The 22,330-nt window shown below is 63.5% G+C and carries 20 protein-coding genes and 1 pseudogene; 13 read left to right on the forward strand and 8 right to left on the reverse strand.

The annotated features are described in order from the left end of the window. Nucleotides 1-77 precede the first annotated feature (77 nt). The 6 genes from NQL71_RS28055 to NQL71_RS28080 are packed head-to-tail and all read left to right on the forward strand — an operon-like array spanning nt 78 to nt 5,070. Nucleotides 78-1,136 (forward strand): phosphotransferase family protein, encoded by a 1,059-nt coding sequence (locus tag NQL71_RS28055; RefSeq protein WP_046817772.1) that lies wholly within the window; start codon nt 78-80, stop codon nt 1,134-1,136. Continuing rightward, nucleotides 1,133-1,498 carry a DUF6285 domain-containing protein gene (locus NQL71_RS28060; RefSeq protein ID WP_166620785.1) on the forward strand — a complete coding sequence of 122 codons (366 nt, stop codon included), beginning with the start codon at nt 1,133-1,135 and terminating at the stop codon, nt 1,496-1,498. Before NQL71_RS28055 ends, NQL71_RS28060 begins: the two co-directional genes overlap by 4 nt. Next, nucleotides 1,495-2,208, forward strand: coding sequence for a histidine phosphatase family protein (locus NQL71_RS28065; protein ID WP_274643685.1), 714 nt, complete (start codon nt 1,495-1,497; stop codon nt 2,206-2,208). Before NQL71_RS28060 ends, NQL71_RS28065 begins: the two co-directional genes overlap by 4 nt. A 22-nt stretch (nt 2,209-2,230) precedes the next feature. Next, on the forward strand, nt 2,231-3,403 hold the full coding sequence (locus tag NQL71_RS28070; RefSeq protein ID WP_046817775.1) for an acyl-CoA dehydrogenase family protein: 1,173 nt from the start codon (nt 2,231-2,233) through the stop codon (nt 3,401-3,403). After that, nucleotides 3,403-4,182 carry an SDR family NAD(P)-dependent oxidoreductase gene (locus NQL71_RS28075; protein ID WP_046817776.1) on the forward strand — a complete coding sequence of 260 codons (780 nt, stop codon included), beginning with the start codon at nt 3,403-3,405 and terminating at the stop codon, nt 4,180-4,182. The genes NQL71_RS28070 and NQL71_RS28075 overlap by 1 nt, the downstream gene beginning before the upstream one ends. A gap of 57 nt (nt 4,183-4,239) precedes the next feature. Further along, complete coding sequence (locus NQL71_RS28080; protein WP_274643686.1) at nt 4,240-5,070, forward strand: SDR family NAD(P)-dependent oxidoreductase; 831 nt, start codon at nt 4,240-4,242, stop codon at nt 5,068-5,070. A gap of 142 nt (nt 5,071-5,212) precedes the next feature. Here the strand turns inward: NQL71_RS28080 and NQL71_RS28085 are convergent, their stop codons facing one another. The 4 genes from NQL71_RS28085 to NQL71_RS28100 all read right to left on the reverse strand — a co-directional run bounded on the left by NQL71_RS28085 (nt 5,213) and on the right by NQL71_RS28100 (nt 10,367). Next, nucleotides 5,213-6,220: a zinc-dependent alcohol dehydrogenase family protein gene (locus tag NQL71_RS28085; protein WP_274643687.1), complete on the reverse strand. Its 1,008-nt coding sequence runs from the start codon at nt 6,218-6,220 to the stop codon at nt 5,213-5,215. A 127-nt stretch (nt 6,221-6,347) separates the two neighbouring features. After that, nucleotides 6,348-7,406, reverse strand: coding sequence for an NAD(P)-dependent alcohol dehydrogenase (locus NQL71_RS28090; protein WP_046817778.1), 1,059 nt, complete (start codon nt 7,404-7,406; stop codon nt 6,348-6,350). A gap of 59 nt (nt 7,407-7,465) precedes the next feature. Further along, on the reverse strand, nt 7,466-8,923 hold the full coding sequence (locus tag NQL71_RS28095) for an acyl-CoA reductase (RefSeq protein WP_046817779.1): 1,458 nt from the start codon (nt 8,921-8,923) through the stop codon (nt 7,466-7,468). A 4-nt stretch (nt 8,924-8,927) separates the two neighbouring features. Next, nucleotides 8,928-10,367, reverse strand: a complete 1,440-nt coding sequence (locus tag NQL71_RS28100) for a phenylacetate--CoA ligase family protein (protein WP_077186233.1) — start codon at nt 10,365-10,367, stop codon at nt 8,928-8,930. A 357-nt stretch (nt 10,368-10,724) separates the two neighbouring features. Here NQL71_RS28100 and NQL71_RS28105 point away from each other — a divergent pair, with 357 nt between their 5' ends. From NQL71_RS28105 to NQL71_RS28115, 3 genes are all read left to right on the forward strand, one after another. Continuing rightward, nucleotides 10,725-11,876: an iron-containing alcohol dehydrogenase gene (locus NQL71_RS28105; protein WP_274643688.1), complete on the forward strand. Its 1,152-nt coding sequence runs from the start codon at nt 10,725-10,727 to the stop codon at nt 11,874-11,876. Beyond that, a complete protein-coding gene (locus tag NQL71_RS28110) occupies nt 11,873-12,310 on the forward strand; it encodes an acyl-CoA thioesterase (protein WP_046817782.1) in 438 nt (145 codons plus the stop codon). The genes NQL71_RS28105 and NQL71_RS28110 overlap by 4 nt, the downstream gene beginning before the upstream one ends. 81 nt (nt 12,311-12,391) lie before the next feature. After that, nucleotides 12,392-13,060 (forward strand): TetR/AcrR family transcriptional regulator, encoded by a 669-nt coding sequence (locus NQL71_RS28115; protein WP_046817783.1) that lies wholly within the window; start codon nt 12,392-12,394, stop codon nt 13,058-13,060. A 51-nt stretch (nt 13,061-13,111) separates the two neighbouring features. On the opposite strand, the gene gabD is transcribed toward NQL71_RS28115, so the two are convergent. The 3 genes from gabD to glaH all read right to left on the reverse strand — a co-directional run bounded on the left by gabD (nt 13,112) and on the right by glaH (nt 16,882). Further along, nucleotides 13,112-14,560 carry an NADP-dependent succinate-semialdehyde dehydrogenase gene (gene gabD, locus NQL71_RS28120; RefSeq protein WP_248687913.1) on the reverse strand — a complete coding sequence of 483 codons (1,449 nt, stop codon included), beginning with the start codon at nt 14,558-14,560 and terminating at the stop codon, nt 13,112-13,114. 12 nt (nt 14,561-14,572) lie between these two features. Then, entirely contained in the window at nt 14,573-15,841 is a 1,269-nt protein-coding gene (gene lhgD, locus NQL71_RS28125; RefSeq protein ID WP_274643695.1) for an L-2-hydroxyglutarate dehydrogenase, read from the reverse strand. A 63-nt stretch (nt 15,842-15,904) separates the two neighbouring features. Next, entirely contained in the window at nt 15,905-16,882 is a 978-nt protein-coding gene (glaH, locus tag NQL71_RS28130; protein ID WP_274643689.1) for a glutarate dioxygenase GlaH, read from the reverse strand. Nucleotides 16,883-17,076: 194 nt separating this feature from the next. On the opposite strand from glaH, the gene csiR reads away from it, so the two are divergent. After that, nucleotides 17,077-17,772, forward strand: coding sequence for a DNA-binding transcriptional regulator CsiR (gene csiR / locus NQL71_RS28135; RefSeq protein ID WP_046817900.1), 696 nt, complete (start codon nt 17,077-17,079; stop codon nt 17,770-17,772). Between the two features lie 331 nt (nt 17,773-18,103). Next, a pseudogene (locus NQL71_RS36905) lies at nt 18,104-18,214 on the forward strand (DUF6124 family protein); the annotation flags it as partial. Here the strand turns inward: NQL71_RS36905 and NQL71_RS28140 are convergent. After that, a complete protein-coding gene (locus NQL71_RS28140; protein WP_046817786.1) occupies nt 18,211-19,251 on the reverse strand; it encodes a LacI family DNA-binding transcriptional regulator in 1,041 nt (346 codons plus the stop codon). The pseudogene NQL71_RS36905 and the gene NQL71_RS28140 overlap by 4 nt on opposite strands. 212 nt (nt 19,252-19,463) lie before the next feature. Here NQL71_RS28140 and NQL71_RS28145 point away from each other — a divergent pair, with 212 nt between their 5' ends. Both NQL71_RS28145 and NQL71_RS28150 read left to right on the forward strand, forming a co-directional pair. Next, nucleotides 19,464-20,795 carry an MFS transporter gene (locus NQL71_RS28145; protein ID WP_046817787.1) on the forward strand — a complete coding sequence of 444 codons (1,332 nt, stop codon included), beginning with the start codon at nt 19,464-19,466 and terminating at the stop codon, nt 20,793-20,795. A 13-nt stretch (nt 20,796-20,808) separates the two neighbouring features. After that, nucleotides 20,809-22,167 carry an amidase gene (locus NQL71_RS28150; RefSeq protein WP_274643690.1) on the forward strand — a complete coding sequence of 453 codons (1,359 nt, stop codon included), beginning with the start codon at nt 20,809-20,811 and terminating at the stop codon, nt 22,165-22,167. The last annotated feature ends 163 nt before the right edge of the window (nt 22,168-22,330 follow it).

Genomic DNA, 22,330 nt, shown 5'->3' on the forward strand with positions numbered 1-22,330 from the left:
ATGCACGGGGAAACTGGCCCGGCAATTGCTCCATGACTGTTATCTACACATCCAACAAAAATCAGGTGCGGCGACACATGAGTGGACCGAATGCAGCCGCGGCGACAAAGCCGCAGGCCGAAGAACAGCTAAAGAAAAACCGGCTTGAAGCCTTCCTTTGCCGCCAGGCTGGCGCGCAGCGAGTCAGCGTTGAGCATCAGCAGCGCCTGTCTGGCGGTGCTATACAGGAGAACTGGTTGCTCGACGTCAACGTGGAGGGCGGCGCCCATGCCGGACGCCAGCGCTGGGTGCTGCGCAGCGACGCGCAATCGGTGGTGCAAGGGAGCCTGAGCCGCGCTGAGGAATTCGCTGTGTTGAGCGCAGTCCACCAGGCCGGCGTCAAGGTGCCTCGGCCACTCTGGCTGTGCGATGACACCGCGATGCACGGCCGCGCATTTTTCATCATGCAGTGGGTGTCCGGCATCACGGCCGGCCACAGGCTCACCGGTCAGCTGGGTGCTGAAGGCGATCCGCAGTTGGTGGCGGAACTGGGTGCCAACCTGGCGCGAATCCATCGCATCGCGCCTGCCCAGGCGCGGCTTGAGTTCCTGGGCGATCCCCGGCAGGTCTCGGTGCAAGCCACCATCGATGCCCAGCGTGGCGTACTCGACCGCCTCGAGGTAAACGAGCCCGTGCTGGAGTGGGCGCTGCGCTGGTGTGAATCGCACTCGCCGGACAGTACCGACCTGTGTCTGCTGCACGGCGACTTTCGCACCGGCAATTACCTGGCCGAGGCCGGCAGGCTGCAGGCGGTACTGGATTGGGAATTCACCGGTTGGGGCGATCCGCGCCAGGACATCGGCTGGTTCACCGCCCGTTGCTGGCGCTTCGCCCGGCCTGACCTGGAGGGTGGGGGTATCGGCACCCTGGAGCATTTCCTGCGCGGCTACCGCGAAGTCTCGCCGCTCGTAATCGAGCGTGACGAGCTGGTGTTCTGGCAGGTCATGGCCACCCTGCGTTGGGCAGTCATCGCCCAGCAGCAGGCCCAGCGTCATCTGTCCGGTGAGGAGCCTTCGCTGGAACTGGCCCTGACCGGAAGGCTGATTCCTGAACTGGAACAGGACCTGTTGCGTTTGACCGGAGGGCTGCGCCGATGAACATCCGCCCCGATGCCACAGAGCTGCTGGCGATTGCCCGACAGACCCTGCTCGATGAATTATTGCCGCAGTTACCTTCCAACCTGCGCTATCAGGCGCTGATGGTGGCCAATGCCATGGCGATTGCCAGGCGCGAATGCAGTGACGGCGAGGCGGCGGATGCCGCCGAGACTCTGCTGCTGGCAGCGCTGCCGGACGTTGGCGGGGCATCCCTTGATGAGGCTCGCCAAGCCCTGTGCCAGGCCATTCGCCAAGGACGATTCGATGCGCCGGGGAGTGATCAGGAGCAGCTGCTCGCGGCGCTCTCGGCGATCACCCGGGCGCGGCTGTCGATCAGCAATCCGAAGGGGCTCGCCGAATGAGCACAGCAACCCTACATCGTCGGCGTTGCTATCTGGTCCGTCATGGGCATGTCGATTATTTCGCTCCCGACGGCCAGCCGCTGGACCCGCGCAGCGTGCCGCTCTCCGGGCTTGGAGTCGATCAGGTGCGCCAGCTGGCGCAGGTGCTGGCGCCCATCGGTTTCGACCGTGCGCTGTGTTCCGATTACCCGCGCGCCCGACAGACCGCCGAATTATTGCTGGGCGATCGCCCGCTCGAGCTGCAGGCGTGCGCGCAGTTGCGGGAAGTGCGCGCCGGCCGCCTGCGCGACATTGCCCCCGGGCAATTGCAGCAGCAGGTCAGCTACGCCTACGACAGTTTCGCCGACCCAGAAGGCTGCTTCATGGGCGGCGAACGCTGGAGCGATTTTGACAGTCGCATCCTCGCCCGCTTCGAGCAAGTCCTCGCCGAGCCCGACTGGCAGCACTTGATGCTGGTCAGCCATGACGCGGTCAACCGCCTGTTGCTGGGCTGGGCCCTGGGTGGCGCGCGCGGCTGTGCCGCCGCCCTCGAGCAGGACAACGCCTGCCTGAACATCATTGATATCGACATGCAGGGCGGTCGCATCCTGCGTCGGTTCGTCCGGGTCGTGAACCTGACCCCCTACGATCTCCCCAAGGCAAGCCAGCGGCAAACCGTAATGGAGCGCATCCACGCCCAGCTCGCGCCCCTCGCCGAACAGCGCCCCTAACTGAATAGAACCCAGGACCACCATGAACTTCACCATTCCCCAAGAGTTGCTGGACCTGCGCGCAAAGACCCGCGCCTTTATCGCCGAGCAGGTGATCCCCATGGAAACCGATGAGCGATACACGTCTCACGGCCCCAGCGAAGACCTGCGCCAGGAGCTGCTGGAAAAGGCCCGTCTGGCCGGTCTGTTGTGCCCCCACGCCAGTCGCGAAATGGGCGGCGCAGGCCTGAGCCACGTCGCCAAGGCGATCGTCTTCGAGGAGGCGGGTTATTCGCCGCTGGGCCCCATCGCATTGAATATCCACGCACCGGACGAAGGCAACATCCACCTGATGGACGAGGTGGCCACCGCGGCGCAGAAAGATCGCTGGCTGCGTCCCCTGGTCAGTGGCCGGATCCGCTCCTGCTTCGCCATGACCGAGCCGGCGCCGGGTGCCGGTTCCGATCCGTCGATGCTGCAGACCGTCGCCGTGCGTGACGGCGACGACTACCTCATCAGCGGTCGCAAATGGCTGATCACCGGGGCTGACGGTGCCGGCTTCGCAATCATAATGGCGCGCATGGAGGACGGCTCGGCGACCATGTTCCTGGCGGACATGAACACCCCCGGGATCATCCTCGAACGGCAACTCAAGACCCTCGACAGCTGTTTCTCCGGCGGTCATTCCGTCCTGCGTTTCGAGAATGTGCGCATTCCCGCCAGCGATGTGCTGGGCGAAATCGGCAAGGGTTTTCGTTATGCACAAGTGCGCCTGGCGCCCGCGCGGCTGACTCACTGCATGCGTTGGTTGGGCGCTGCCCGGCGGGCCCACGATATCGCCTGCGACTATGCGAGAACCCGCGATTCGTTTGGCAAGACCCTGGGCGAGCACCAGGGTGTCGGCTTCATGCTGGCGGACAACCAGATGGCGCTGCACAGCACCCGCCTGGCCGTCTGGCATTGCGCCTGGGTGTTGGACGAAGGCGGTCGCGGCAATGTCGAGTCGAGCATGACCAAGGTGCTGAGTGCCGAAGCCTTGTGGAACGTGGTCGATCGATGCGTACAGATTCTCGGTGGTCGCGGGGTGACCGGGGAAACCGTGGTCGAGCGCATCTTCCGCGACATCCGGCCGTTCCGTATCTACGACGGCCCAAGCGAGGTGCACCGCATGAGCCTGGCGAAAAAAATCCTCGAAGGACACAAGGAGTTTTCCTGATGCAAGCTGCAATCACTCAGCTGTTTGATCTCACCGGCAGGCGCGCCCTGGTCACTGGTGCCTCCAGCGGCCTCGGCCGGCATTTCGCCCGCACCCTGGCGGCGGCCGGCGCCGAAGTGGCGGTGGCGGCGCGACGCGTCGAGCAACTGCACACCCTGGTCGCGCAAATCGAAGGCGAGGGCGGTCGCGCCCGGGCCTTCGCCCTGGACGTCACCGACCGCGCATCGGTCATCAAATGCCTGGGGCGGATCGGCGAAGAAATGGGCGCGCTGGACATCCTGGTCAACAACGCCGGCGTCAGCGACAGCCTGCCGGTGCTGGCGTACACCGACGATGATTGGGACCGGGTGGTGGACACTAACCTCAAGGGCGCCTGGATCGTCGCCCAGGAAGTGGCGCGGCGCATGGTCGAGGTTCAGCGCGGCGGCAGCCTGATCAACGTCACGTCGATCCTCGCCAGCCGCGTGGCCGGCAGCCTGACCCCCTATATTGCGGCGAAGGCTGGCCTGAGCCACTTGACGCGCTCCCTGGCCCTGGAACTGGCGCGGCATGAGATTCGGGTCAACTCTATCGCGCCCGGCTATGTGATGACCGAGCTCAACAGTGATTTCCTGCGCAGTGAGGCGGGCGAGAAGTTACGCGCGCGTATCCCCACCCGGCGCTTCTGTACGCCGGCCGATCTGGACGGCGCCTTGCTGCTGCTCGCCTCGCCCGCCGGTCGCGGCATGACCGGCAGTGAGATCGTCGTGGATGCCGGTCACTTGTGCAGCACGCTGTAGATGGATTTCTTCGAATGCCGCGCGCTTTTTTCGAACCCACAGGACGGTCAGATCCCCATGAAAGCACTGCATGACAAAGTCGCCGTGATCACCGGCGCCGCCAGCGGCTTCGGTCGCGAACTGGCGATCGCCTGCGCCAACGAAGGCATGCGCCTGGTGTTGAGCGACATTGATGAGAAGAACCTGCAGGGCACCCTCGCGTTGCTGCCCTCGGCCACGCCAGTGTTGGCCAAGACTTGTGACGTCGCCCAGGCTGACCAGGTCGAGCAACTGGCGGCGACGACCTACGAGCGTTTTGGCGCCGCGCACCTGCTGTTCAACAACGCCGGAGTCTTGGTCGGTGGCCCGATGTGGACCACTACCGTGCAGGATTGGGCGTGGATGATCGGCATCAACGTGATGGGCGTTGCCCATGGCATTCGCAGTTTTGTGCCGCGCATGCTGGCGCAAGGGGATGAGTGCCACATCGTCAATACAGCCTCGGTGGCTGGTTTGCTGTCGGTTCCGGGCAACGGCATTTATTGCGCAACCAAGCACGCCGTGGTGACCATGTCTGAATGCCTGCAGCTTGAACTGCAGGAGGAAAACGCATCGATCGGCGTGTCGGTGCTGTGCCCGGCCTTCGTCTCGACGGGCATCGCCGATGCCGGCCGCAACCGCCCGGCGGAACTGGCGGCCGCCAATCCGCTGAAAGAAAAGTACCAAGAGCAGACCCGCAAGGCCACCCAGGCCGGTAAGCTCAGCGCCACCGACATCGCGCAGATCACCCTCGATGCAGTCAAGCAAAAGCGTTTCTACATCCTGCCCCATCAAAAGATCAAGGGCCTGATCGAGCAGCGCATGGCAGACATTCTCGAGGAGCGCAGCCCGCGCAAGACTTCACGCTGAAACCTCATGGCCTGTCCCATACAGAATGGCAGCTCCTGCGGGGGAGATGCGTACGGTTCCCAATCAGGCCGGCCGGTAGGCCGCCTTCGCTGGCAAGCCAACTCCTACAGTAGATCGGGTGCAGCTGCGGAATAAACTCCCTTCAATACTGCAGGCAGATCTTGCCAAAGTGGCTGGCGCTGATCTGGTGCGCAAAGGCCTCGGCAATCTGCTCCAGCGGATAGCGGCTGTCGATGACCGGGCGCCAGTCGAAGTTTTCCAGCGCGCGCACCATGTCCCGCTGATGCTCGCGGCTGCCGACGATCAGGCCGCGCAGGGTTTGCTGCTTGCGCATCAACTCCAGGGTTGGAACGCTGCCGCTGATGCCGGTGAGCACGCCGATCAGCGCAATGTGGCCGCCGGCCGCGCAGGAGCGGATTGATTGCGGCAGGGTGCCGGGGCCACCCACTTCGACCACGATGTCGGCACCGCGCCCGTCCGTGGCGGCCAGCACTGCATCACCCCATTCCGGTTGGTCCTTGTAGTTGATGACCTGATCGGCCCCCAGCTCCAGCAGGTGCGCTTTCTTGGCCTCTGAGGAGGTCGTGGCAATCACCCGCGCGCCCATGGACCTGGCCATCTGCAGGGCCGCGATCGACACGCCACCGGTACCCAGCACCAGCACGGTGTCGCCGGCCTGGATGCGCCCATCCACCACCAGTGCCCGCCAGGCCGTGAGGCCGGCGGTGGTCAGCGTGGCGGCTTCTTCATGGCTGTAGCCCTTGGGCGCCAGCGTGAAGGCCTCGGTGGGCAGGTTGACCAGCTCGCGGGCAAAGCCGTCTACGCCATCGCCCGGTACGGTCTGGAAGGTGGTGGGCACGTCGCGACCCGATTGCCAGTGAGGGAAAAAGCACGACACCACGTGGTCGCCCACGGCGAATTCCGTCACGCCTTCGCCCACGGCAGTGACCACGCCGGCGCCGTCGGACATGGGGATGCGACCGTCTGCTGCGCGGGCGTGGCCGGTGACGACGCCGAGGTCGTGATAATTCAGCGAGCTGGCATGGATGCGCACTTGGATCTCGCCGGCGGCGGGGGTGCCGGGGGCGGGCATGTCGACCAGGCGCAGGTTGTCCAGGCCAGCAGGATGCAGGAGTTGAATGGCTTTCATGAGGATCCTCGAGTCAGTCCGTGTGACGGTAGAGGCGCAGATTGTTGGTCAACGATGGCCGCGCCCACCACGAGTATATTGCCTCAATAAGACGCTGCGGTGATGCGCACCGCAGCGTGGGGCTGCATTACAGGACGACGTCGCGCAGGCTGGTCATGTCGATCACGAAGCGGTACTTCACGTCGTTGTTCTGCAGACGGTCGAAGGCCCTGTTGATGTCCTTGATGTCGATCATTTCGCAGCTCGGCAGCACCTGGTGTTCGGCGCAGAAATCCAGCAGTTCCTGGATCGCCTGGATGCCACCGATCAGCGAGCCGGCGATGCTGCGGTTGTTGCGGATCAGCAGGCCACCGTGGATCGGTTCCAGGGGTTCGATGGCCCCGACCAGCACCAGCACGCCGTTGCGCCCCAGCAGCATCAGGTAGGGGTTGACGTTGTGCCGGCTGGGAATGGTGTCGATGATGAACTCGAAGCCATTGGCCGCCGCCGACATCGCTGGCGCATCGTTGGACAGCAGTACGTGAGTGGCACCCAGGGCGCGGGCGTCGTCGGCCTTGCCCGGTGAAGTGGTGATCACGGTCACCTCGGCACCGAGGGCCACCGCCAGCTTCACCGCCATATGCCCCAGCCCGCCAAGGCCCACCACCGCGACTTTCGAACCCTGGCCCACGCCGTAGCGGCGCATCGGGTTCCATACGGTAATGCCGGCGCACAGCAGTGGCGCGGCGAAGCGCGGGTCGAGGCTTTCGGGCATGCGCAGGACGAACTGCTCACGCACGACAATGTGCTCGGAATATCCACCGTAGGTGACCTCGCCGGTGTGACGGTCCTTGCCGTTATAGGTCGGCGTCGGCCCCTGGACGCAGAGTTGTTCCTGGTGTTCTGCGCAAGGGGCGCATTGCAGGCAGCTGTCGACCTGGCAACCGACGGCGACCCGGTCGCCGACCTTGAAGCGGCTGACGTTACGGCCCACGGCCGTCACATGCCCAACGATCTCGTGGCCGGGCACGATGGGATAGACGGTGTTGTTCCAGTCGTTGTGCACCTGATGGGCATCGGAATGGCAGACACCGCAATAGGCGATATCGATGGCGACGTCATCGTCGCGCAGGGCCCGGCGTTCGAAACGAAACGGCGCGAGGGCGGAGTGGGCCTCATGGGCGGCAAATCCCAGGCAAGTAGTCATGGATTGGTCCTGTAGAAATCGATGCGTCCCCCCGGCCAGAGCCCGGGGGACAGGAGACGTCAGATGGAAGGGCGCAACCACGGCGCCGGGGTCATTTCCGGCGTTGCGATCTGGTTGACGATCCACTTGCCCATGCGCCGCAGTGGCTCGATGGAATCCTGGGGACCGGCCCATTTCAGCCCTGCCGCGTAGCCCAGGGAAACGATGCGCTGCGCGCCATACAGCGGCAGGATGTCCTTGAGGTCGTCCTTGATGCTTTCCGGGTAGACGCCCACGGTCTGGGTGTAGGCGTCCACGGCGTCCATCATCTCGTGCAGGTCGTCGACCGGCACCAGGTTGGCGGTGCGGTCGTCGAGCCGGGCGGCGAAGGACACCGACTCCGGAATCTGCGAGCAGATCACCGCGCCTTCGCCGTCCTGGCCACCGATCACCTGGTACCACTCGTCATCCAGGCGCAGGGCGTCAACTTCGGCCTTGAGCCCCTGGTCGTAGCGCTTGGGCACGGTGCTGAGGGTGTTGGGCAGGGTTTGCATGGCGTCGTAGACATAACGGCCAAAGGTGTTGAGGTTGGCCAGGCCAGCTTCGTCGGTGCCGCTTTGCACGTAGACCACCCGGGCGCACACGCAGGCTTTCTGGTTCAGTGCACCGATGTCGCTGGCTAGGCGCAGGGCGGCCTCGCGCATGGTTTCTTCACTGTCGAAAGCGCCCTTGCCGATGATGCTGGCGCTGCGTTTCGGGTCGAGAGAGATCAGCTCAAGGCCCGGCTGGATGTAGCGGGTGACGTGCTTCATCGAATTGAAGCCGCCCCAGGCAACGATTTTCTCCAGGTTCTGCGGCTGGTACAGGCGTTCTTCGAAGGCCTGGTCGCCCCCTTTCCAGTAGGCGACGCTGAGGTGTTTGGTCAGCGGGTGGTCCGGCGCCATCTCGACCATGGTGCGGGCGATGGCCAGGGCGGTGAACGGGTCGTTGGACGGCGCCTTGATGATCGCATCGCTGCGCAGCACCATGTTGCGCAGGATGGTCAGCAGCGACAGGCCGGTCGCGTTGCCGGCGACGATATGCAGGGTGCGGGCGCCGAAGCAGCGCACGTCCAGCTCGGTGCCGTCGATCAAGCGCTGCTTGACCCAGCCTTCCAGGTATTTGACGCCTACCGAGTTCTCCACCTGTTCGGTGACGGACTCACGGGTGAGCATGTGGCGCAGCCCCATGTAGCTGCCCTTGACCATGCTCGGGGTGACCGGCGCCGTCAGGTACGACAGCTCGCAGGCTTCCTGCAGGTAGGGGTTCTGGTGGAATTCCAGGCGTTCACCGAGGGCTTCGCAATAGTCGAGGATGTCCTTGAACGTGAGCGTGTACAGGTCGGCCAGCTTCGCCGGGTTACCCAGCGGCAGTTGGTCGATGTATTTGTGCGCATCCGGGGTCTGGAAGATCAGGTCGCCGCCACGACCGCCGACGTCGATCAGGTTGTCGGTGATGACTTTGCCACGGATGATCATTGGCGCAATGGGTTTGCTCATTGGGTTAACCCTCTAATGTGTTCAGGAAATCCATCGCCTGACGATGGGAGTCTTCGGTGGCGGCGCAGGTGATCTTGTCGTCGCCGCCATTGAGTTCGCTGTAACGCTGGATCGGCCCGACTACGTAGCAACTCGGCCGACCACAGGCGCAGGGCTTGTCCCATTCGACGGTGATCTCGTCGCCGGTGATGAAACCGCCCCAACGGATTTCCGCGCCGAGGTCGAAGAACGCCGCACGGCCCGTCACGCGACCATGGCGCGGCAGCGGCTTGCTGGTCTGCGGGTCGAGCAGGTAAGGGATGACGGTGGGGGCGAAGTGGAAATGGCCCTCTTCGCAAACGGCATGGGCACCGCCGACGATCTCGGACATGGCATAGGATTCGTTGAGGGTCTTGGCACCGGTAAAGCGCAGCACGTCTTCGCGCCAGCCTTCGGGTTGCACCACGCCCTTGCCGCCACCGGCGGTGTGCACGAACGACTCAGGGTGAAAGACGCCTTCCAGGCCGCGCTCAAGGCCGGCCTTGGCCATGCTGTGGAGCAGGTTCCAGGTGGCGCCGATGTACACGCGCTGGCCCTTGAGCTGGGTCGACATGTGATCGAAGAAGGTGGCCAGGTGCTGGGGCATCTCGGCCTGCAACTGGTCGAACGCCTTTTTCTTTTCCAGCAGTTCCGGGCTGATCACCAGGCGATCGAGGGTGCCCTTGGCCTGTGCCGCGCGCAGCTTGGCGCCCAGGTGCAGCACGTCGGTGCTGAGGGTGGTCGGGTACGCCGCATGGAAATGCGATTCGTGGGGCAACAGCGCCGGAATCATCGCCGCGTGGACGCGCACATGGCTCAGGTAACCCTTGCGGTAGTAGGGGTAGATGGTGTGCAGGTTGGGTTCCGGGGTGTCCGGGCCGTCCATGTTCCACACCATCATCTTGCGCAGTTGCGCGAACTTGTCCCACTCGTGCACGCCCTGGGGCAGGAACGACAGGGTGCCGGACGTGCCCGAGGTGTGGCTGATGCGCAGTTGCGGCACGCCTTCGTCCATGGTTTCGAACCAGTCGTCCAGGCCCTGGCAATCGCTGACATTGACCGCGGCGATGGCCTCTGCCACCTCCGGCGTCACCAGCTTGCCCAGCCACTTGTTGATCTGGGCGAAGCTGCGTTTTTCCAGCAACGATGGCGGGTAGGACTTGTAGACGGTGTGTTCGAACAGCAGCGGCACCACGTCGTCGAGTTGTTCGATCTTGTCCACGCCCTGGGCGTCGGCGAGTTTCTTGAGGACCGGGATGCGCTCGCGCAGTTCGGCGAAGCGTTGCTTGAGGGCATTGAGCTGCAGCGCGTCGATTTCCGCGCGGGGCAAATGGTTCCAGGCGTGCTGGGAATAGTTGACCAACTCTGCCGGGTTGTTCAGCAGCTGCTGGGTTTTTTGTTCTATCGACAGTTGTGCAGTGGGCATTGTCTGGCTCGCTACTCGACTAGTGGGGAACCGGCGAGGCCGGGGGGAGGGTGTGGCTCAAGTATGGGGAGGCCGAGTCGGTTTTTGTTCCGGATTCCGGTATTTGCTGATATGGCTTAAGTTGTTGAAATATATAGAGAAAAAATGAAGTTTTGTGATGCCGGTGGAGGTCATTCCGGATTCGGCACGGGGCAGCGGATTTCAGTCGGGAACAGCCGGTTTGCTGGCATACACTCGGTCTCTCTCAGCCCTGTCGACGGGGCACTGGGCTGCCACTCAGACCGCTGTTTATGAGGCAGCCAGTGCTTTGCAATCGCCAGAAAAACCCGGTGCATTTCACCTATTCGTGAGGCTTCCATGTTGAAAATGGTATTTCAGACCACGCCATCAATGATCATCGAACGCGGTGCCTCGACCCGGCTCGCCGAGCATGTTCGTGCCAGGGGTTGCAAGTCGGTGCTGCTGGTGACCGATGCCGGGGTTATCGCCGCCGGACTGCTGGAGGCGGTGCTCAAAGGCCTCGAAAGCCAAGAGATCGCTGTCAGCGTGTTTTCCCAGGTCCAGGCCGACCCGCCGGAGTCGGTGATCCTCGCCGCGGTGGATGCGGCCAAAGCCTGTAACGCTGACTGCGTGGTGGGGCTCGGTGGTGGCAGTTCGCTGGATGCCGCCAAGCTGGCCGCGCTGCTGGCGCGCAGTGGCGAGTCCCTGACCCAGGTGTATGGCATCGACCAGGCCAAGGGCCCGCGCCTCCCACTGATCCTGGTGCCGACCACTGCGGGGACCGGTTCGGAAGTGACCTCGGTGTCGGTGGTGACCACCGGTGCCGGTGAGAAGAACGTGGTCTACTCGCCGATGCTGTTGCCTGACCTGGCGGTGCTCGACGCCGGGCAGACCCTTGGCCTGCCCGCGCACGTCACGGCGGCGACCGGTATCGATGCCATGGTCCATGCCATCGAGGCCTATACCACCAAAAACCTGAAGAACCCAATCTCCGATTGCCTGGCTCGGGAGGCGCTGCGCCTGTTGTCCGGCAGCCTGTTCCAGGCCTGCGTCGACGGAACCAACCTGCAGGCGCGGGAGAACATGTTGCTTGGTGCCTGCCTGGCGGGCATGGCTTTCGCCAACGCGCCGGTGGCGGCGGTGCACGCCCTGGCGTATCCCCTCGGCGCCCGTTTCCATATCCCCCACGGCCTGTCCAACGCCCTGGTACTGGGGCCGGTGATGCGCTTCAACCTCGAGACGGTGGCGCCGCTGTATGCGCAACTGGCCGATATCGTCCTGCCTGGCATCCAGGGTCACGATAGGGAAAAAGCCTCGACCCTGGCCAACTACCTCGGCTCCCTTGCCGGTGAACTGGGCCTGGCGACCCGCTTGCGTGACCTGGGCATCGTCGAGTCCGACATCGAGGCGCTGGCAACCGATGCGATGAAACAACAGCGCCTGCTCGGCAACAATCCCCGGGAACTGAGCCTGGCCGATGTGCGCGCGATCTACCGGGAGATCCTATGAGCCACAAGACCAGGCGCCCGTGCCGGGACGAGTTCCGCCATTTCAGCCAGGTGCCGACGCGCTTCGGTGACAATGACGCCTATGGGCATGTGAACAACGTGGTCTATTACTCCTATTGCGAGTCAGCGATCACGGCGTTCCTGGTCGAGCAGGGCACCCTAGACATCGCCAGGAGCCCGGTGATCGGCTTGATCGTCAATTCCGGGTGCGACTACTTTGCGTCCATGGGCTTCCCTGACGTGATCACGGTCGGCATGAAAATATCCCGCCTGGGCACCAGCAGCGCCCGCTACGAGCTGGCGCTGTTTCGCAACGATGAACAGCTGGCGTCGGCCGCGACCCATGTCGTCTATGTGTACGTCGACCGCGCCAGCAACCGCTCGGTGCCCATCCCACCCACGGTGCGTCGTGCACTCGCCAGGCTCGCTGACTAAGCGCGCCGGCTCGGTCATACTCCAGAGTGCTGCTTGTGGTTCTGCCGCAGTGGCGTTGAGCAGCATTCTGGAGCGCACAGCATGATCAAACCCACCTCTGACAAGCCGGGCGTGCAGGTCGATATCCCGGCCCAGCCCCGCAAGGAACCGCGCCAGGCGCGCTCGATCGCCCTGGTCACGGCCGTGAAGCAGGCTGGTCGGCAGATTCTCGAAAGCGAGGGGCGCGATGCCTTGAGCGCGATGCGCCTGGCCGAAGACTCGGGGGTGGCGATCAGCTCGATCTACGAGTATTTCCCGACCATGGAGTCGTTGATCGCGGCGATATTCGATGACTACCGCACCGAAGCGCGCATCGGCCTGTACGCCGACATCATGGCGCTGCCGCCGGGCACCAGCCTGATGGACGGGATTCTGCTGGCCTTGCGCGCCGTGCTGGCCGCCCACCACAAGAAAACCCTCTACGACCCGGCCTTCAGCGTGCGCTCCACCCACTATGACGAGCTGGTGCGGCTGGATGTGGTCAAGGCCAAACAACTCTGGACTGCCACGGCCAGTTCGGCCTTGATGAAACGCTTCGCCGATGAAATCAAGGTGAAGAATCGGGAAAAGGCCGAGTTTCTGGTGTACCAGACCTGGTCGGTACTGCCACGGGCCATACTCCTGGAAAAACCCGGCTACCTCACCGAGGAGGACACGCCGAGGATGATGGCGCGCATGCTCCACGCGCTGTTGACCGAGCCGAACCCGTGAAAACAGCGACGCCCCGCAAGCGGGGCGTCAGGTGTTACCCGGCCAGGTTACTCAGAGGCCGATGCACAGGTACTTGATTTCCAGGTAGTCCTCGATGCCGTATTTCGACCCTTCGCGGCCCAGGCCCGAAGCCTTGATGCCACCGAACGGCGCCACTTCGTTGGAGATGATCCCGGTGTTGACGCCGACGATGCCATACTCCAGCGCTTCACCGACCCGGAACACTCGGCTCAGGTCGCGGGCGTAGAAATAGGACGCCAGGCCGAACTCGGTGTCGTTGGCCATGGCGATCACATCGGCTTCGTCGTTGAAGCGGAACAGCGGTGCCAGCGGGCCGAAGGTTTCTTCCCGGGCGACGGCGGCGTTGCGCGGCACATCCACCAGCACTGTCGGCTCGAAGAAGGTCCCGCCCAAGGCGTGCGGCTTGCCGCCTGCGACCACGCGCGCACCTTTGCTGACGGCATCGTCGATGTGTTCCTGGACCTTGGCCATGGCCTTGGCGTCGATCAGGGGGCCAGTGGTGACGCCGTTTTCCAGGCCGTTGCCGATGTTCAACCGGGCCACGGCCGCGGTGAGCTTAACGACGAAGGCGTCGTAGACACCGTCTTGGATGTACAGGCGGTTGGCGCAGACACAGGTTTGGCCGTTGTTGCGATACTTGGAGACCAGCGCGCCCTCGACCGCGGCGTCCAGGTCGGCGTCATCGAAGACGATGAAGGGCGCGTTGCCGCCCAGTTCCAGGGAGACTTTCTTGATGTCTTTTGCGCACTCGACCATCAGCTGGCGGCCGATCTCGGTGGAGCCGGTGAAGCTCAGTTTGCGCACCAGCGGGTTGCCGGTCAGCTCGGCGCCGACTTCGCCGGCACTGCCGGTGACCACGCTGAACACGCCTTTGGGAATGCCGGCGCGCTCGGCCAGTTCCGCCAGGGCGAGGGCCGAGTAGGGCGTTTGCGAGGCCGGCTTGAGGACCATGGTGCAACCGGCGGCCAGGGCCGGGCCGGCCTTGCGGGTGATCATCGCCGACGGGAAGTTCCACGGCGTGATGGCCGCGGTGACACCGATCGGTTGCTTGAGCACCATCAGGCGCTTGTCGGCCTGGTGACCGGGAATCATGTCGCCATAGACGCGCTTGGCTTCTTCGCCGAACCACTCCAGGAAGGAGGCGGCGTAAGCGATTTCGCCACGGGATTCGCTCAGCGGCTTGCCCTGTTCGAGGGTCATCAGGCGGGCCAGGTCTTCCTGGTTGGCCAGCATCAGGTCGAACCACTTGCGCAGCTTGTTGGCGCGCTCCTTGGCGGTCAGGGCTCGCCAGGCCGGCAACGCCTTGTCGGCGGCTTCGATGGCTCGGCGGGTCTCGCTGGCGCCCATCTTCGGCACGCTGCCGATGATCTCACCGGTGGCCGGGTTGTTGACCTTGAGGGTCTGGCCGTTGTCGGCATCGACCCAGGCACCGTCGATATAGGCTTGCTGGCGGAACAGTTGCGGATCCTTGAGTTGCACGCTTGATTCCTCTTATCGGGTGGCGACGCAGGCCGCTCCAGGGGCGGACCGGGTCGGGTTGGCGGGTTTGACGAAACTGGCGCCGGTGCTGGCCAGCTGTTCGCGGACCTTGTCGACGATGTAGGCGCCGATCGGGATGGCGGAGGTCGCGGCAGGCGACGGGGCATTGCAGACGCTGACGCTGCGGGCGGTGTTGACGAACAGGAAGTCGTCGATCAATTTGCCGTCCAGCGACACCGCCTGGGCGCGCACACCGGCGGGGTAGGGAGTGAGGTCGCGCTTGTCGATGCCCGGGCAATACTTCTGCACCTGCCTGAGGTAGCCGCCCTTGAACAGCGAATTTTTCATCTCGATCAGGCCCGGGCGCAGGTTGTTCTTCAGCACCTTGAGAATGCCCGGGGTGGTCAGGGTCTCGACCATGTCCGACAGCGAGAAATCGGTCTTGCGATAGCCCTCGCGCTTCATCGCCAGCACCGCGTTGGGGCCGACGGTGACGGTGCCGTCGATCATGCGCGTCAGGTGCACGCCGAGGAACGGCATGGACGGGTCCGGGATCGGATAGATCAGGTGGTTGACGATCTGGTTGTGCTGCTTGGGCAGCAGGTAATACTCGCCCCGGAACGGGCAGATGATGAAGTTCGGCGTGACCCCGAGCATGCGCACCACACGGTCGGCCATCAGCCCCGAACAGGTGATGAGGAAACGCCCGCGGTGCTGCTGGTCTTTGCTGCGCACCACCACCTCGTCCGCACGCTCGTCGATGGCGACCACTTCGCTGTTGTAGCGGATCTCACCCCCGGCAGCCTCGAACTCGCGGCCCATGGCCTCAGTGACCTTGGCGTAGTTCACGATGCCGCTGGAGGGCACGAAGATACCGCCCAGGCCGACGATGTTCGGCTCACGCTCACGTAGTTCGGCGGCCGTCAGCCAGTCACGCTTGATGCCATTTGCGGCGGTGCGCTCCCACAGTGCGCGCATGCGCTCCATTTCCAGCTCGTTGGTGGCCACCAGCAGCTTGCCGCACTCGTCGTACGGGATGCCGTGTTTGTTGCAGAAGGCCTTGGTGGCCTTGTTGCCTTCCAGGCAGAAACGCGCCTTCAGGCTGCCCGGGGTGTAGTAGACGCCGGCGTGGATCACGCCACTGTTGTGGCCGGTCTGGTGCCGGGCCAGGCCGGACTCTTTCTCCAGCAGGAGGATCTTGGCCTCCGGGTAAACCTGCGCCAGTTGCATGGCCGTGGACATGCCCACGATGCCGCCGCCGATGATGATGAAGTCGTACACAGCCATTCGCTTGCACCGCCTGGATTAGGTTTTTATAGGTAGCACCGTCACGCCTGGCAGACCTTACTGGCCGCGCTGGTACAAGGTTTTCTGGTAACTGATGTAACCACGCTGGCGCATCAGCTCGCGACGCAGGCCTTGGTGGGCGATGAAGCGGTCACGGCCGTGCAGCCAGAACATGTTGTTGACCAGCACGAAGCTGCCGACCGGTACCGGTACCGAGAGTTTGCGCGCACTGCCTTCCAGGGATTCGCTCATCGCGTTCAGCCAGATGCCTTCCTCGAAATCCCTCGGCTGCACGAACTGGTCGATGTAGCGCATGGTCGGGCGGCCTTGCGCATCGTTGTCGAACACGGCGTGGAACACGTCTTCACGCACGTTCTTGCTCGGTGGTGCGGTGAAGCGCATTTCACGGCGGGCCAGTGGGTGGCGGTAGTAATGCTGCAGGTCTTCCCAGTCATCCAGGTGCAGCAGCAGGGAGTTGCCGCCCTCCATGTTCTGCTCGTCGATCTTCATCATCATCACGTAGTCGGTACGCTCCTGGACGAAGGTGCCGTCGTTGTGCAACTCCATCACCCGGTGGGGCTGGCGCAGGTAGCTGTCGGAGCTGTCCGTGTTGACCACCACAAAACGCGCGTAGAACTGGCCGCTCATGGCATCGAAGTTGGAGCGGCCGATCAGGTGGGCCACCGCCGAGGAGAACTTGACCATGTCATCGGCCTGGGACACGTCGTCCAGCCCTTCAGGGGTGATCAGCATGCCGCCAGTGGCGCGATCGAGGATGGTGTTGATCAACACCGGGCGCAGGGTGCCTTCACACAACTCGTCAAGGATCTGAGCGACCCGGAAGCGCAGAAACGACTTGTACTCCAAAGCCTGCACCGGCCATTGCGCCACCGCCTCGATGAACGCATCGACCGTTTCCCTGGGGAATTTCAGCTCAAGCAGGCGCGGCGACTGGCTAGAAGGGGACAGGGTGAAACCCTTGGTTTCCGATGGCAATGGCAGCACAAGGTCCTGAATTTGCGTAAAGGCGTTCATGGCAACTCCGGGGCAGCAGGGAATGAAGGGCGCCTTCCAGCGGTGTGTCTGGATCTGGCAAGAGGGAAAATATCGGCATAAGATAAAAATGTCTACATTTTAATGAATAAGCGACAAAGTAGATAATCGTCGATTGTTTTTCGATCGATAGATGTTTGGGTATGATGGGGGTTTGGCACGTTTGGAGCAGCACCTTGGACAGCCCCACCCCCAGGCTCAACTCCGCGTTCAGTGGGTATGAGCGGCTCAAACTGGACATCATCCGCGGCACCTTCAAGCCCGGTGAAAAACTGCTTATGAGCGGGCTCAAGGAGCGTTACGACCTGGGGGTCGGCCCGCTGCGCGAGGCGCTGTCACAACTGGTGGCCGAACACCTGGTGGTGGTCATCAGCCAGAAAGGCTACCGGGTCGCCCCCATGTCACTGGCCGAAATGCAGGACATCTACGACGCCCGCGCCAACCTCGAAGCCATGATCGTCGGCCTGGCCATCGAACGCGGCGATGACGCCTGGGAAGCCCAGATCCTCGCCCAGTCCCACACCCTGTCCAAAGTCATGGACGTAACCACTCGCGAGAAAGTGCTCGACGTCTGGGACGAACGCCACAAGGCCTTCCACAGCGCCATCGCCGCAGGCTGCGGCTCCCGGCATCTACTGCAGGCGCGCACCTACCTGTTCGACCAGGCTGAGCGCTATCGGCACTTGTGGTTGACGCAAACGGTGTTCTCCGAGGAAGCGCTGGCGTTGAAGCGTCAGGAGCATGCGGCATTGGTTGAGGCGATTTTGGCTCGGGATGCCGTTCGGGCGAGCAGCATGATGCGTAGCCATTTGATGACGCCGGTGCCGATTATTGTTGAGGTGATGCAGAGGGGTGGGTGGGGGAGGGGTTGAGTTTTGCTGAGTGATTGAGGTCGTTGAGGGTCTCAGCTTCGGGAGTCTTGGTGATGCCCTCAAGCTTTCAGGAATCTGACAGAATGCTGTTGGATGTGCGTTCCGTCGCTATTGGCAGGGTTTTCGCGAGCAATTTGCAGCATGTTTGAACGCCCACCAGGTTACGTCCCGAAAGCCACAGCGTCTTGCGTCGTTGCCTACGGTTACTCCAGAGTCCGCCGGCTTGTGCGCCTTGGGGGTCGCTCGGTAACTTGATTCGTGTCACTGCCCATCAGTGATCGGGTTTAGCAGCCCGGCGAAAAACTCCGATTGTGCGCGCATCTGTCATGCAGTGGACCAACTGGACGGTGGGTCGCGCCATGCGCTGCTGGGTACCAGCAACAGCATCATGCTGGCGGAGATCACGGCGAATCGGGTGCTGGATCAGATTGATCCGCCTTAAAAGATCGCAGGCTGTGACAACGAGGAACTCGCCCGCACCTGCAACTGCGGCGTCAGGATGATCGACTCGACGCTCTCACCATTGATGCGCTTGAGCAGCAGCTCAACCGCATGCCGGCCCATCTGTGCCAGCGGCAGGCGCACGCTGGTCAGGGGCACGATCAGCTCGTTGGCCAGGGGGATGTCGTTGTAGCCGACCACGGCTATGTCCTTGCCCGGCTGCAGGCCTTTGTCGCGGGCGGCGCCCATCAGGCCAATGGCGAGGAAGTCGTTGACCGCAAAAAATGCTTGCGGGCGCGGGTTGAGTCCCAGCAGGTATTCGCCTTGCTGGTGGCCGGTGTGGCTGTCAAAAGGACCATTGAGGATCCACTCCGGGCGCAGGCTGAGGCCTTGCTCGCGGTAGTAGCGGATGAAGCCGCGGGTGCGATCAGCGCCGGTGGACGCATGCCGTTCGCCCGCGAGAATCGCCACGTCGCGACAGCCCAGTCGATACAGGTGCTCGGCCGCCAGCCAGCCGCCCAGTTCGTCGTCGCTGGCCGCCGTCAGGTGTCCGGCAATCTGCCGGCTGACCAGCACGTAGGGGATGTGCTTGCGCGCCAGCAGGTCGAGCAGGGGCTGGGTTTCACCGACGTGGGAGTCACCGACGATCAGCCCGGCCACCGAGCGGCGCAAGGCGTGTTCGGCACGGGCCATCTGGCGTGGCTGCTGGTCGTCGGTATTGGACACGAAGGTGAGGTAGCCGGCCTGTTCGGCGGCGCTGTCGATGCTGTCATAAATGGTCGCCATCACCAGGTCAGTAAGGCGCGGCATGAGCACGCAGATTTCCTGGCTCTTGCGCAATTTCAAGTTGGAGGCCTGGGTGTTCGGCCGATAGTCCAGCTCCTTGGCCAAGGCGCGGATGCGCGCCACCACCTCGGCCGATGCCGCTCGCTCAACCCCGGTCGGGTCGCCATTGAGCACCCGTGACACCGTGGAAACGTGCAACCCCAGTGCATTCGCCATGGACTTCAGGGTGGCGGGGCGAGATTGATTCGGCATGTCTGGGGGGCTTCCAACCGTCCATTATTCAGCGCGCGATTCTACCTCAATCGAAGCGTCGCCCCGAAAATAAACCTTTACCCAAACGATTGACTAAAACTTTTCCCATGACTACATTTCGTCAACCCAAACGTTTGGGTAAGACAATAAAAATACGCCGGACGCGGCCGACTTTTTGACTTCTGCCAATCATTTTTGAAGAGTCAGATCCTATGAACAGCCCCGCTATTCCGTCTTTCCGCTACCAGATTTTCTTCCTGATCATGCTGATGGCGCTGCTCAATTACATTGATCGCGGCGCGATTTCCTATGCCTCGGCCAGCATTCTTCCCGAGTACGGTTTCGACAAGGCCGACTGGGGCAAGGTGCTGGGTTACTTCGGTTACGGCTACATCCTCGGTGCGTTGATCGGCGGCATCCTGGCCGACCGTTTTGGCGCCAAGCGCATCTGGTTGATTGCGGGGGCCACTTGGTCGATCTTCGAGATCGCCACCGCGTTTGCCGGTGACCTCGGGCTGGCCTTCATGGGCGGCTCGGCCATGGCCGGTTTCGCCACCATCCGCGTGCTGTTCGGCTTTGCCGAAGGCCCGGCCTACTCGGTGATCAACAAGAGCGTGGCCAACTGGGCCACGCCCAAGGAGCGTGGCTTCGTAGTCTCGGTGGGGCTGCTCAGCACACCGCTGGGCGCGCTGCTGACGGCCCCGGTGGCGGTCGGCCTGCAAACCCTGACCGGCGACTGGCGCAGCATGTTCGTGGTACTCGGCGTGGTCAGCCTGGCGCTGTTGATTTTCTTCATGACGCGCTTCACCAACACCCCGGACGAGAACCCACGGGTGTCCAAGGCCGAGCGCGACTTCCTGCGCCAGGAACGCGCCGCGGCCGCCAATGCCTCGACGCCAACCAGCAGCGTTGCGCCGGTGTGGCATTTCTTCAAGAACAAGGACCTGCTGCTCAACGCGGTCGGTTATTTCTCGTTCGTCTACGTGACGTTCCTGCTGCTGACCTGGACCCCCAAGTACCTGCAGGACGAGTTCCACTACAACCTGTCGTCGCTGTGGTACATGGGCATGATTCCGTGGACCGGCGCCTGCTTCACCGTGCTGCTGGGCGGCAAGATCTCCGACCTGCTGCTACGCCGCACCGGCAACCTCAAGGTGGCGCGCAGCTGGCTGGCCGCGACCAGCCTGTTGTTGACCACGCTGTGCTTCATCCTGGTCTCGCAGGCCGAGACGGTGTGGGGCGTGATCGCCCTGATGACCCTGGCCAACGCCCTCAACGCGCTGCCCAACTCGGTCTACTGGGCCGTGGTGATCGACACCGCGCCGTCCAATCGGGTTGGCGCCTATAGCGGCATGACCCATTTCATCGCCAACACTGCGTCGTTCATCGCGCCAATGCTGACCGGCTACCTGACCATGCGCTACGGCTACTCGTCGATGTTCGTGGCGGCGGCGGTGGCCACGGCCGTCGGCATGAGCGCGATGCTGATGGTGCGCCCGGGCGGCCGCCAGGTTGCCCCTTCCCCTATACCCGCAGCGGTTTGATGGAGTCGTTTGTATGAGCCTGGCTAAGCCCACTCACCTTGGATATTTTTATGCGCAATCGGTCGTCGCGCTGGCCGAGGGCCTGCGCGCTGGCAGCTTGACCTGCGTCGAGCTGACGCAAGCGGCCCTGGACAGCATCGAGCGGTTGAACCCGACCCTGAACGCCTTCGTCCAGGTCGATGCGCCGGTGGCACTGGCCCAGGCGCGCAAGGCCGACGAACTATTCGCCCAGGGCCTGGACCTGGGCCCGCTACACGGCATACCGGTGGCGGTCAAAGACAACATCGACACGGTCGACTACATCACCACCTATGGCTCGGCGCATTTCGAAGGCTTCCAGCCGAGCTGCGATGCGCTGTGCGTGCAACGACTGCGCAAGGCCGGGGCGGTGATCGTCGGCAAGACCCTGACCCACGAATTCGCCTACGGCCCGACCGGCGACCGTTCGCTGCAGGGCGCGGCGCGCAACCCGTGGGATACCGCCTGCATCACCGGCGGCTCCAGCGCCGGCAGCGCCGCGGCAGTGGCCAGCGGCATGGTGCCGCTGGCGCTGGGCACCGACACCGGCGGCTCGATCCGGATTCCGGCGGCGTTGTGCGGGGCGGTCGGGTTCAAGCCCTCGTTTGCCAGCGTGCCGCTGGACGGCGTGTTCCCGCTGGCGTCGAGCCTCGACCACGTAGGCCCGATCGCCAACCACATCGAGGACGCGCGCCTGCTGTTCGAAGTGGTGGCGGGGCGGGCCTGTGCGCCGAGGACATATTCTCGGCCGCTACGGGTCGGCTGGATCACCAGCGGCAGCTTCGGCCCGGTCGACGCCGAACTGGATCGGCAGGTCTACCAGGCCGCGCAGCAGCTGTTCGGCGAGGCCCTGGTGAAGACAGCCGAACTGCAGCCGCTGGCGGCCGCCATGAAAGACACCTTGTTGGTGCTGCAACGCGCCGAGGCTTTCGAGGTGCATGCCGAACGCATGCGGGATGCACCGCACACGTTCGAGCAGGAGGTACGCGAGCGCCTCGAATTGTCCCGTGAAGTCAGGGGCTGGCAATACATCCGCGCACAGGCTGCCCAGGCCCGATTCAAGGCAGAAATGGCGCAATTGTTCGAGCGCTATGACTTGCTGGTCTCGCCCAGCGTGCCGATCACCGCGACAGCGGTGGATGCCCGCGAGGTCCGGGTCGGCGGGCAGGACATCGACGTGCGCGCCGCGGTGCTCAGCTACACCAGTGCCTGGAACCTCACCGGCCTGCCTGCGATCAGCCTGCCGGTGGGGCAGGTGAGGGGGATGCCGGTGGGGCTGCAGGTGATGGGTGCCGCGGGAGAGGATGATCGATTGTTGCGGGTGTTGGAGCAGTTGTTCGTGCTCGCCTGTTGAGTTGACGGAAGATAGCGCGCGGGCGTTTTTTGTGAGTCCAGAGGGTTAACAGATCTGCGATTTTTGGTGTCTGGTCTATCGTTATCGCGGGCAAGCCCGCTCCCACAGTGTCCGCGCTAAACCGCAAATTTGTGTACGACGCTGAACCTGTAGGCGCTGGCTT

Origin of the sequence: Pseudomonas serbica, assembly GCF_028823535.1 — a bacterium.
GTDB lineage: Bacteria > Pseudomonadota > Gammaproteobacteria > Pseudomonadales > Pseudomonadaceae > Aquipseudomonas > Aquipseudomonas serbica.

Bases quoted from the DNA above. Each gene is read 5' to 3' on its own strand.
- NQL71_RS28055 (WP_046817772.1), top strand. From the start codon at position 78: ATGAGTGGACCGAATGCAGCCGCGGCGACAAAGCCGCAGGCCGAAGAA.
- NQL71_RS28060 (WP_166620785.1), top strand. From the start codon at position 1,133: ATGAACATCCGCCCCGATGCCACAGAGCTGCTGGCGATTGCCCGACAG.
- NQL71_RS28065 (WP_274643685.1), top strand. From the start codon at position 1,495: ATGAGCACAGCAACCCTACATCGTCGGCGTTGCTATCTGGTCCGTCAT.
- NQL71_RS28070 (WP_046817775.1), top strand. From the start codon at position 2,231: ATGAACTTCACCATTCCCCAAGAGTTGCTGGACCTGCGCGCAAAGACC.
- NQL71_RS28075 (WP_046817776.1), top strand. From the start codon at position 3,403: ATGCAAGCTGCAATCACTCAGCTGTTTGATCTCACCGGCAGGCGCGCC.
- NQL71_RS28080 (WP_274643686.1), top strand. From the start codon at position 4,240: ATGAAAGCACTGCATGACAAAGTCGCCGTGATCACCGGCGCCGCCAGC.
- NQL71_RS28085 (WP_274643687.1), bottom strand. From the start codon at position 6,220: ATGAAAGCCATTCAACTCCTGCATCCTGCTGGCCTGGACAACCTGCGC.
- NQL71_RS28090 (WP_046817778.1), bottom strand. From the start codon at position 7,406: ATGACTACTTGCCTGGGATTTGCCGCCCATGAGGCCCACTCCGCCCTC.
- NQL71_RS28095 (WP_046817779.1), bottom strand. From the start codon at position 8,923: ATGAGCAAACCCATTGCGCCAATGATCATCCGTGGCAAAGTCATCACC.
- NQL71_RS28100 (WP_077186233.1), bottom strand. From the start codon at position 10,367: ATGCCCACTGCACAACTGTCGATAGAACAAAAAACCCAGCAGCTGCTG.
- NQL71_RS28105 (WP_274643688.1), top strand. From the start codon at position 10,725: ATGTTGAAAATGGTATTTCAGACCACGCCATCAATGATCATCGAACGC.
- NQL71_RS28110 (WP_046817782.1), top strand. From the start codon at position 11,873: ATGAGCCACAAGACCAGGCGCCCGTGCCGGGACGAGTTCCGCCATTTC.
- NQL71_RS28115 (WP_046817783.1), top strand. From the start codon at position 12,392: ATGATCAAACCCACCTCTGACAAGCCGGGCGTGCAGGTCGATATCCCG.
- glaH (WP_274643689.1), bottom strand. From the start codon at position 16,882: ATGAACGCCTTTACGCAAATTCAGGACCTTGTGCTGCCATTGCCATCG.
- NQL71_RS28140 (WP_046817786.1), bottom strand. From the start codon at position 19,251: ATGCCGAATCAATCTCGCCCCGCCACCCTGAAGTCCATGGCGAATGCA.
- NQL71_RS28145 (WP_046817787.1), top strand. From the start codon at position 19,464: ATGAACAGCCCCGCTATTCCGTCTTTCCGCTACCAGATTTTCTTCCTG.
- NQL71_RS28150 (WP_274643690.1), top strand. From the start codon at position 20,809: ATGAGCCTGGCTAAGCCCACTCACCTTGGATATTTTTATGCGCAATCG.